The organism is Geminicoccus sp. (assembly GCF_035556675.1).
GTDB lineage: Bacteria > Pseudomonadota > Alphaproteobacteria > Geminicoccales > Geminicoccaceae > Geminicoccus.
In genome coordinates this window covers 1-7,374 of the sequence record NZ_DATMFZ010000282.1, presented here as the reverse complement: position 1 = coordinate 7,374, position 7,374 = coordinate 1, and the positions used below count along the sequence as shown (strand labels likewise).

Here is a 7,374-nt window from a genome sequence, read left to right as displayed (position 1 = left end):
GGCAGGGCGGCCGACGAGAAGCGGATTGGCCTGCTCATGGCCGGCGTGCGCAGGGACGCCGCGTGACCAGGCCGGCCAGGAACGGTGACCGTGGCGCCGGCAGCGGCCGAGTATTGTCTGTCCTTGCCCGCACACCGGCGGAATGGCCGGAAACCGCTCGGAGCGGTTAGGCGGCACTTTGCTCGCCGGATGCTTGAATCGCGGCATGATAGCCCACTACCGCCTCCAACCAAGCATCCCCGTGATCCAGCACGTCCCAGATCGACAACTGGCGGTCCGGAAACCTGACGTAAGGCGAGTTCCCCACCTGCCACACTACCGTGCCAGGAATGGCATCAGCCATCCTCTTCAGATAGGATGCCTTGATTGAGCGGTCGGTCTGCGAGCCCCATATATAGCTCGTGTCCGCATTGCCGCTGTCTGGATAGACGGCTAGCAACCGAACTTTACTTCCCTCGCTAGGTAAGGTGATCATCAGAGTCTTTTTGACGTCAATGAACAGGCCGATGTCCTGACCCTTCTCGACCAGGGCGAGCAGACGGGTGGAGGTTCCGGGGCGCAGCGCATCCAGGGCCGTGAAGAACTCCATCTCCGTGATGTTGCTGGGGCGCCGAGCCCGCGCCGTGTCCGGCGGTGGCATGATGTGTACCGTCGGCATGGGCGATCCGGATCGATCTTCCACCATGACGATCCCGCGCACCACGTTGGTCGTCTGCAGCGGAATGGACGGCACGACCACCATCCCATGTCCGGGCAGATCGAAGATCGCGAGTTCGACCAGCGCCAGGGTGAAATGCAGCCCGGCATGCTGCTGCAGATAGTCGGCGATGGCCTGTACCGATTCGGTGATGCCGTCGCCTGCCACGATCAGCAGGACCCGGCCGAGCCGGAGGTTGCGGGCGACGGCATCGACGAATGCCGCTTCGTCCAGATCGGTATCGACCAGCCGGTAGAGCGAGCTCTGGTCGTGTCGGGCGCGGCGGACGGCAGCCTCGAGCGCCTCATAGTCCAGCCGGATCAGATCCTTCGCATAATCGATGACCTGCGCCAGGACCTCCCGCCTTGCCTGCGGGTTGCGCCACAGCTTGCACTCGACGAGCACCAGATTGCCGTCCGGCGTCATCAGGAGGTTGTCGAGGCTGCCCGAGCGCAGCGGCAGCTCCTGGCAGACCGGCACGACCCGCGCGAAGCCCGGCTCGACCCGTTCGATCGGCAGAACCGCCGGATGCTCATGCACGAGCCGCTGGATCCAGCCCTCGTCATAGGTCGCGCCATTGGACCGGGCGGTCGTCGTCAGCACCGCAGCCTGGCCGTGATCCGGCACGAAAATCGGCGAAGATTGCTGGCGCAAGCCTCCTCCAAACAAAGACGATGCGGCTCATCCGTGCTCCTGGAAACTTGGCCACGGCAGAACGTGATGCCGACCGGCCGCAGATCGCGATCGGCAATGGGCCAAATGTAGCAGGCAGACCTTACCGAAAGGTTGAGATGTCCAGCTGTTCTTCAGTGCATGCGCATCCGGACCATCCTGCGGATGGCGTCAGGACTGCCCTTGTTTCTATGCCTGTCACGGTACCATCGCCGGCCGGCTGGCCTCTGAATGGACGACGAAGACATCAATGCGTGCGGTCGACCGGCAGGCGCGGTCGTGAATTGATGCGGCGCCTCGAGCCCGCCAAGCTTGCGGGACGAGGCGCTCCGGTGCCGAGCCCAGGTTGACCGTCCCGCGACACGGTGGTCGAGGTAGGGACCCGCCGGGAACGGCGGCTGACAGGAACGGGACGTGGTTGCCGAGGTGGCGATGGTGAAGGACGACATGGCCCCGGCCAGCCAGGGCGCCCGCTGATGGCCGCGGGAATCTCCAGAAGGCTTCCCGCCTGGGCTGATTACGGCCTCCTGCCGCTGCTCAATCTGGTGGTGGCGTTCCTGATCGCGGGCCTGGTCGTGCTGGCGCTGGGCGAGAACCCGCTGGAGGCGTCCGCCTACCTGGTGCGCGGCGCCTTCGGCAGCCCCGAGCTCTTGAGCTGGACCCTGTTCTACGCGACCAACTTCGTGTTCACCGGCCTGGCGGTCGCCATCGCCTTCCATGCCGGCCTGTTCAATATCGGCGCGGAGGGCCAGGCCTATATCGGCGGGCTCGGCCTGACCCTGGTCTGCCTCTATCTCGGCGACCTGCCGTTCTTCGTGATCCTGCCGCTCGCCACGGTCGCGGCCGCGGCGTTCGGCGCCGTCTGGGGCTTCATCCCGGGCTGGCTGCAGGCCAGGCGCGGCAGCCACATCGTCATCACGACGATCATGTTCAACTTCATCGCCGCGTCGATCATGACCTATCTGCTGGTCTATGTGCTGATCCGGCCCGGCAGCTCCTCGCCCGAATCCGCCACGTTTGCCGAGAACGCCTGGATGCCGCAGCTCTGGCAGCTGGGTGCCGCCATCGGCCTCGACCTGCCGCGGGCACCCCTCAACCTGTCCTTCTTCTGGGCGCTGATCTGCACCCTGCTATTCTGGCTGTTCCTGAGCCGCACCCGGGCCGGCTTCGAGCTGCGCGTGGTCGGCCGCAACGATCAGGCCGCGGTCTATGCCGGCATCTCCCCGGCGCGCTGGCAGATGATCGCCATGGCCCTGTCCGGTGCGCTTGCCTCCTTCGTTGCGCTGAACGAGGTGATGGGCAGCCACCACCGCCTCCTGCTCAACTTCACCGGCGGCTACGGCTTCGTCGGCATCGCCGTGGCGCTGATGGGCCGCAACCACCCGGTGGGCATCCTGCTGGCCGCACTGCTGTTCGGGGCACTCTACCAGGGTGGCTCGGAACTGGCCTTCGACATGCCGGCGATCACCAAGGACATGGTGGTGGTGGTCCAGGGCCTGGTGATCCTGTTCGCCGGCGCGCTGGAACATTTCTTCCGCCCATCTTTGGAGGCCCTGTTCCGCCGTCGCCGGGCGGTGCCGGCATGAGCGACCTCTGGCTCCCGGCCCTGCTCCTGCTGGACAGCACGATCCGGCTGGCGGCACCCCTGATCCTGGCGGCACTGGCCGGCCTGTTCTGCGAGCGCGCCGGCATCGTCAACATCGCCCTGGAAGGCAAGCTGCTGGGCGGCGCGTTTGCCGCTGCTGCCGCCGCCCAGCTCACCGGCAGCGCCTGGATCGGCCTCATCGCCGCCATGGCGTTCGGCTGGGGGCTGGCCATGGTCCATGGCTTTGCCACCATCACCCATCGCGGCGATCAGGTCGTTTCCGGCATGGCGCTGAACATCCTGGTGGCCGGGCTGAGTCCGGTGCTGGCCAATGCCTGGTTCCAGCAGGCCGGCCGCATTCCGGTCACCGAGGAGGCGGCGCGCTTCCCGTCGCTGACGCTGCCCTTCGCCGAGGCGGCGCGCTCGGTGCCGGTCATCGGCCAGATCTACGCCGAGCTGATCTCCGGCCACAACCTCCTGGTCTACCTGGCCTTCCTCGCTGTCCCGCTGACCTTCTGGGTGATCTGGAAGACCCGGTTCGGCCTGCGCCTGCGCGCGGTCGGCGAGAACCCGGCTGCGGTCGACACGGCCGGCATCTCGGTGCCATGGATGCGCTATCGCGCGCTCATGGTGTCCGGTGCCTTGTGCGGGATCGGCGGCGCCTATCTGTCGATCGCCCAGAATGCCGGCTATCTGCGCGACATGAGCGCCGGCAAGGGCTATCTGGCGCTCGCGGCATTGATCTTCGGCAAGTGGCGGCCGGTGCCGACGCTTTTGGCCTGCCTGCTGTTCGCTTTCACCGACGCCCTGCAGATCCGCCTCCAGGGCCTGCCGGTCCCGGGCATCGGCGAGATCCCGACCCAGTTCGTCCAGGCCATCCCCTATGTCGTGACCGTGATCCTGCTGGCCGGCTTCGTCGGCCGCGCGGTGGCGCCCAAGGCGATCGGGGTGCCTTACGTGAAGGACCGCTGATCCTCCGCGGCCGTTGGGATCGTCGGCCTGTTCCTGCTATCCTCGCTCCTCGACCTGCCAGGGCCATGTTCATGTTTCATCGCCGGATCGGAACCATGCTTTTGCACGAACGAACCCGAGAACAGGCCATGGCTCCGTTGCGAAACGAACCCGACGCCGCTGACCCGGTGTCGTCGCCCGTCTATGCTCCGGCCATGAACCCGACCCCGCCGTCCGCACGTTCCGGCGCGACCGGATGAGCGCCCCGGCCGATCTCCTGGCGGCCGCGACCGCCGTGCTGGAGCGGGCCTACGTCCCGTACTCGCAGTTTCCGGTGGCGGCGGCGCTGCGCACTGTCGACGGCCGGATCCATGCCGGGGTGAACGTCGAGAACGTCGCCTACCCGCAGGGGCAGTGCGCCGAGGCCAGCACGATCGGCATCATGGTGGCGGCCGGCGGTCGGCAGATTGCCGAGGTCCTGGTGCTGGCCAAAGGCGAGCGGCTGATCGCGCCCTGTGGCGGCTGCCGACAGCGGCTGGCGGAGTTCTCGGCCCCGGACACACCGGTCCACCTCTGCCACCCGGACGGCCGGCATCTCGCGACCAGCATGGCCGAGCTCCTGCCGCACGCCTTCACTACCGCGCATCTGGGCGCCGCCGAAGCGGCCGCGCCGGGGGAGGACGCCGCTGAGATCGTCCGCCGGAACCTGCCGGACCTGGTCCCGCAGGTGGCGATCATCCTGGGCTCCGGCCTGGGCGGGCTGGCCGACGAACTCGAGGAGGCCATCAGCTTCGCCTATGCCGACCTGCCGGGCTTCCCCGCTGCCAGGGTCCAGGGCCATGCCGGCCGGCTGGTGCTGGGCCGCCTGTCCGGCGTGCCGGTCATGTGCTTCCAGGGACGGGTCCATCTCTACGAGGGCAAGCCCGCCGCAGCCGTCCTGCCGCTGGTCCGCCTGGTCCATGAGCTCGGCTGCCGACGCCTGATCCTCACCAACGCCGCCGGCTCGCTGCGCCCCGAGGTCGGGGAGGGCTCGATCAGCCTGATCGCCGACCACATCAACCTCCAGGGCACCAGCCCGCTGGTCGGCGGGCCCAACTTCGTGGGCCTGACCGCCGTGTACGACGGCGACCTGCGCCGGGTGCTGCGCGATGCCGCCCGGCAGCTGGGCCTGGACCTGCCCGAGGGCGTCTATCTTGCCACGCTCGGCCCCCAGTTCGAGACGCCGGCCGAGATCCGGGCCTTCCGCACCCTTGGCGCGGACTTGGTCGGGATGAGCACCGTGCCGGAGGCGATCGCCGCCCGGCAGCTGGGCCTGCGCGTCGCCGGCCTGTCCGCCGTCACCAACCTCGCCGCCGGAATGACCCCGGCCGAACTCAGCCACGACCACACCCTGGCGGGTGCCGAGGTCGCCGGGGCCAAGCTCCGCCGCCTGCTCGCCGCCGCCCTTCCGGATCTCGCCCGCGCATGATCGACAAGAACACCCAGGACCTGCTGGCCAAGGCCGATTCCGCCCCTGCCACGCCGGAGGTCGCCCGGCGGGCCATCCCGCTGGTCGACCTGACGTCGCTGTCCGGCAGCGAGACCGGGGCGGAGATCGAGGCGCTCTGCGCCAAGGCCCTGGCGCACCAGGTCGCCGCAGTCTGCATCTATCCGCGCTTCCTGCCGATCGCCCGGCCGCTGCTGGCCGGCGGCACCGTGCGCCTGGCCGGGGTCGCCAACTTCCCGGACGGATCCGACGACCTGGCACGGGCCGCGGACGAGGCCGCGGCGGCGGTGGCCGACGGGGCCGACGAGGTCGACGTGGTGGCGCCGGTCCAGGCGATCATGGAGGGCGATGTCGGCATCGTCGGCGAATTGGTGGAAGCGGTCCGGGTGGCGATCGGCCCGTCCACCCGGCTGAAGCTGATCCTGGAGACCGGCGTGCTGGCCGACCCCGACCGGATCACCGCGGCCGCGCGCGCTGCCGTGATGGCCGGCGTCGACTTCCTCAAGACCTCGACCGGCAAGGTGCCGGTGGGCGCCACGCCCGAGGCTGCGGCCGTGCTGATGCGGGTCTGCGAGGAGGCCGGGATGCGCGTGGGCTTCAAGGCGTCGGGCGGCATCCGCACGGCCGCCGATGCCGCCCGCTATCTCTGCCTGGGCGATGCCATCATGGGAGCCGGGCAGATCTCGGCCCAGACCTTCCGCTTCGGCGCGTCCTCCCTGCTGGACGACCTGGTCCGTGTGGCGGGGGGAGGTGCCTCGGAGGCGGGAACCGGCGGCTACTGATGCTCCCGCAGGAGATCATCCGGACCAAGCGGGAAGGCGGCGCGCTCGACCCGGCAGCGATCCGGATGTTCGTCGCGGGCCTGTCGGACGGGAGCTGGACCGAGGGCCAGGTGGCAGCCCTGGCCATGGCGATCCTCCTGCGGGGGATGGATCCGGCCGAGACCGCCCTGCTCACGCAGGCAATGGCCGGGTCGGGCGAGCAGCTTTCCTGGGAGGGCCTGCCCGGCCCGGTGGCCGACAAGCATTCCACCGGCGGGATCGGCGACAAGGTCAGCCTGGTCCTGGCCCCGCTACTGGCCGCCTGCGGCTGCTATGTGCCGATGCTCTCCGGCCGCGGCCTCGGCCATACCGGCGGCACGCTGGACAAGCTCGATGCGATCCCGGGCTACCGCACCGCGGCGCCGATCGGGCTGGTGCGCGCCACGGTCCGCTCGGCCGGCTGTGCCATTGTCGGCCAGACCGGCGAGCTGGCGCCCGCCGACCGGCGCCTCTACGCGATCCGCGATGTCACCGCGACCGTGGAGAGCATCCCGCTCATCACCGCGTCCATCCTGTCCAAGAAGCTGGCGGCCGGGCCCGGCTGCCTGGTGATGGACGTCAAGCATGGCTCGGGCGCCTTCCTGCCCGGCCTCGATGAGGCCCAGGCACTCGCCCGCTCGATCGTGGATGTCGCCCGCCATGCCGGGCTGCCCTGCCGGGCGCTGCTCACCGACATGGGCATGTGCCTGGGCCGGACCGCCGGCAATGCCCTGGAGGTCCGGGAGGCCATCGAGGTGCTGGCCGGGCGGGTCACGGCCGGGCGCCTGGTGGAGCTGGTCCTGGCGCTGGCCGGCGAGGCCCTGGACTTGGCCGGTATCGCGGATGGTGCTGCCCGGGCCCGCCAGGCGCTGGCCAGTGGCGCCGCCGCCGAGTGTTTTGCCCGGATGGTCCAGGGCCTGGGCGGACCGGCGGACCTGCTGGAGCGGCCCGGCACCCATCTCCCTGCTGCCCCGGTGATCCGCCCGCTCCTGGCCGAACCGGGCTTCGTCACCCGGATCGACGCCAGGGTGCTGGGCCTGGCGATCATCGGGCTGGGTGGCGGGCGCACCCGGCCGGACCAGGCGATCGACCATGCGGTGGGGCTCAGCGATGTGCTGGAAGTGGGCGAGGCGACCGGGCCCGACCGGCCGCTCCTGATGGTTCATGCCCGTGACGAGGCGGC

Annotated in this window: 6 protein-coding genes; 5 read left to right on the top strand and 1 reads right to left on the bottom strand. The window is 69.6% G+C overall.

The window, feature by feature from the left end; all coding sequences use genetic code 11:
* Positions 1 to 166: 166 nt before the first annotated feature.
* Positions 167 to 1,351 (bottom strand): hypothetical protein, encoded by a 1,185-nt coding sequence (locus VNS22_RS19605; RefSeq protein WP_325735410.1) that lies wholly within the window; start codon positions 1,349 to 1,351, stop codon positions 167 to 169.
* A 494-nt stretch (positions 1,352 to 1,845) separates the two neighbouring features.
* Here VNS22_RS19605 and VNS22_RS19600 point away from each other — a divergent pair, with 494 nt between their 5' ends.
* The 5 genes from VNS22_RS19600 to VNS22_RS19580 form a co-directional block, all read left to right on the top strand.
* On the top strand, positions 1,846 to 2,955 hold the full coding sequence (locus tag VNS22_RS19600) for an ABC transporter permease (RefSeq protein WP_325735408.1): 1,110 nt from the start codon (positions 1,846 to 1,848) through the stop codon (positions 2,953 to 2,955).
* On the top strand, positions 2,952 to 3,926 hold the full coding sequence (locus VNS22_RS19595) for an ABC transporter permease (protein WP_325735406.1): 975 nt from the start codon (positions 2,952 to 2,954) through the stop codon (positions 3,924 to 3,926). The genes VNS22_RS19600 and VNS22_RS19595 overlap by 4 nt, the downstream gene beginning before the upstream one ends.
* 235 nt (positions 3,927 to 4,161) lie before the next feature.
* Positions 4,162 to 5,373 (top strand): purine-nucleoside phosphorylase, encoded by a 1,212-nt coding sequence (locus VNS22_RS19590; protein ID WP_325735404.1) that lies wholly within the window; start codon positions 4,162 to 4,164, stop codon positions 5,371 to 5,373.
* A complete protein-coding gene (gene deoC / locus VNS22_RS19585) occupies positions 5,370 to 6,173 on the top strand; it encodes a deoxyribose-phosphate aldolase (RefSeq protein ID WP_325735402.1) in 804 nt (267 codons plus the stop codon). The genes VNS22_RS19590 and deoC overlap by 4 nt, the downstream gene beginning before the upstream one ends.
* On the top strand, positions 6,173 to 7,374 hold a 1,202-nt coding region (locus VNS22_RS19580; protein ID WP_325735400.1), incomplete at its 3' end, for a thymidine phosphorylase. The genes deoC and VNS22_RS19580, both read left to right, overlap by 1 nt.

Excerpts from the sequence above, each read along its gene's own strand:
- VNS22_RS19600 (WP_325735408.1), top strand. The coding sequence starts at position 1,846 with ATGGCCGCGGGAATCTCCAGAAGGCTTCCCGCCTGGGCTGATTACGGC.
- VNS22_RS19595 (WP_325735406.1), top strand. The coding sequence starts at position 2,952 with ATGAGCGACCTCTGGCTCCCGGCCCTGCTCCTGCTGGACAGCACGATC.
- VNS22_RS19590 (WP_325735404.1), top strand. The coding sequence starts at position 4,162 with ATGAGCGCCCCGGCCGATCTCCTGGCGGCCGCGACCGCCGTGCTGGAG.
- deoC (WP_325735402.1), top strand. The coding sequence starts at position 5,370 with ATGATCGACAAGAACACCCAGGACCTGCTGGCCAAGGCCGATTCCGCC.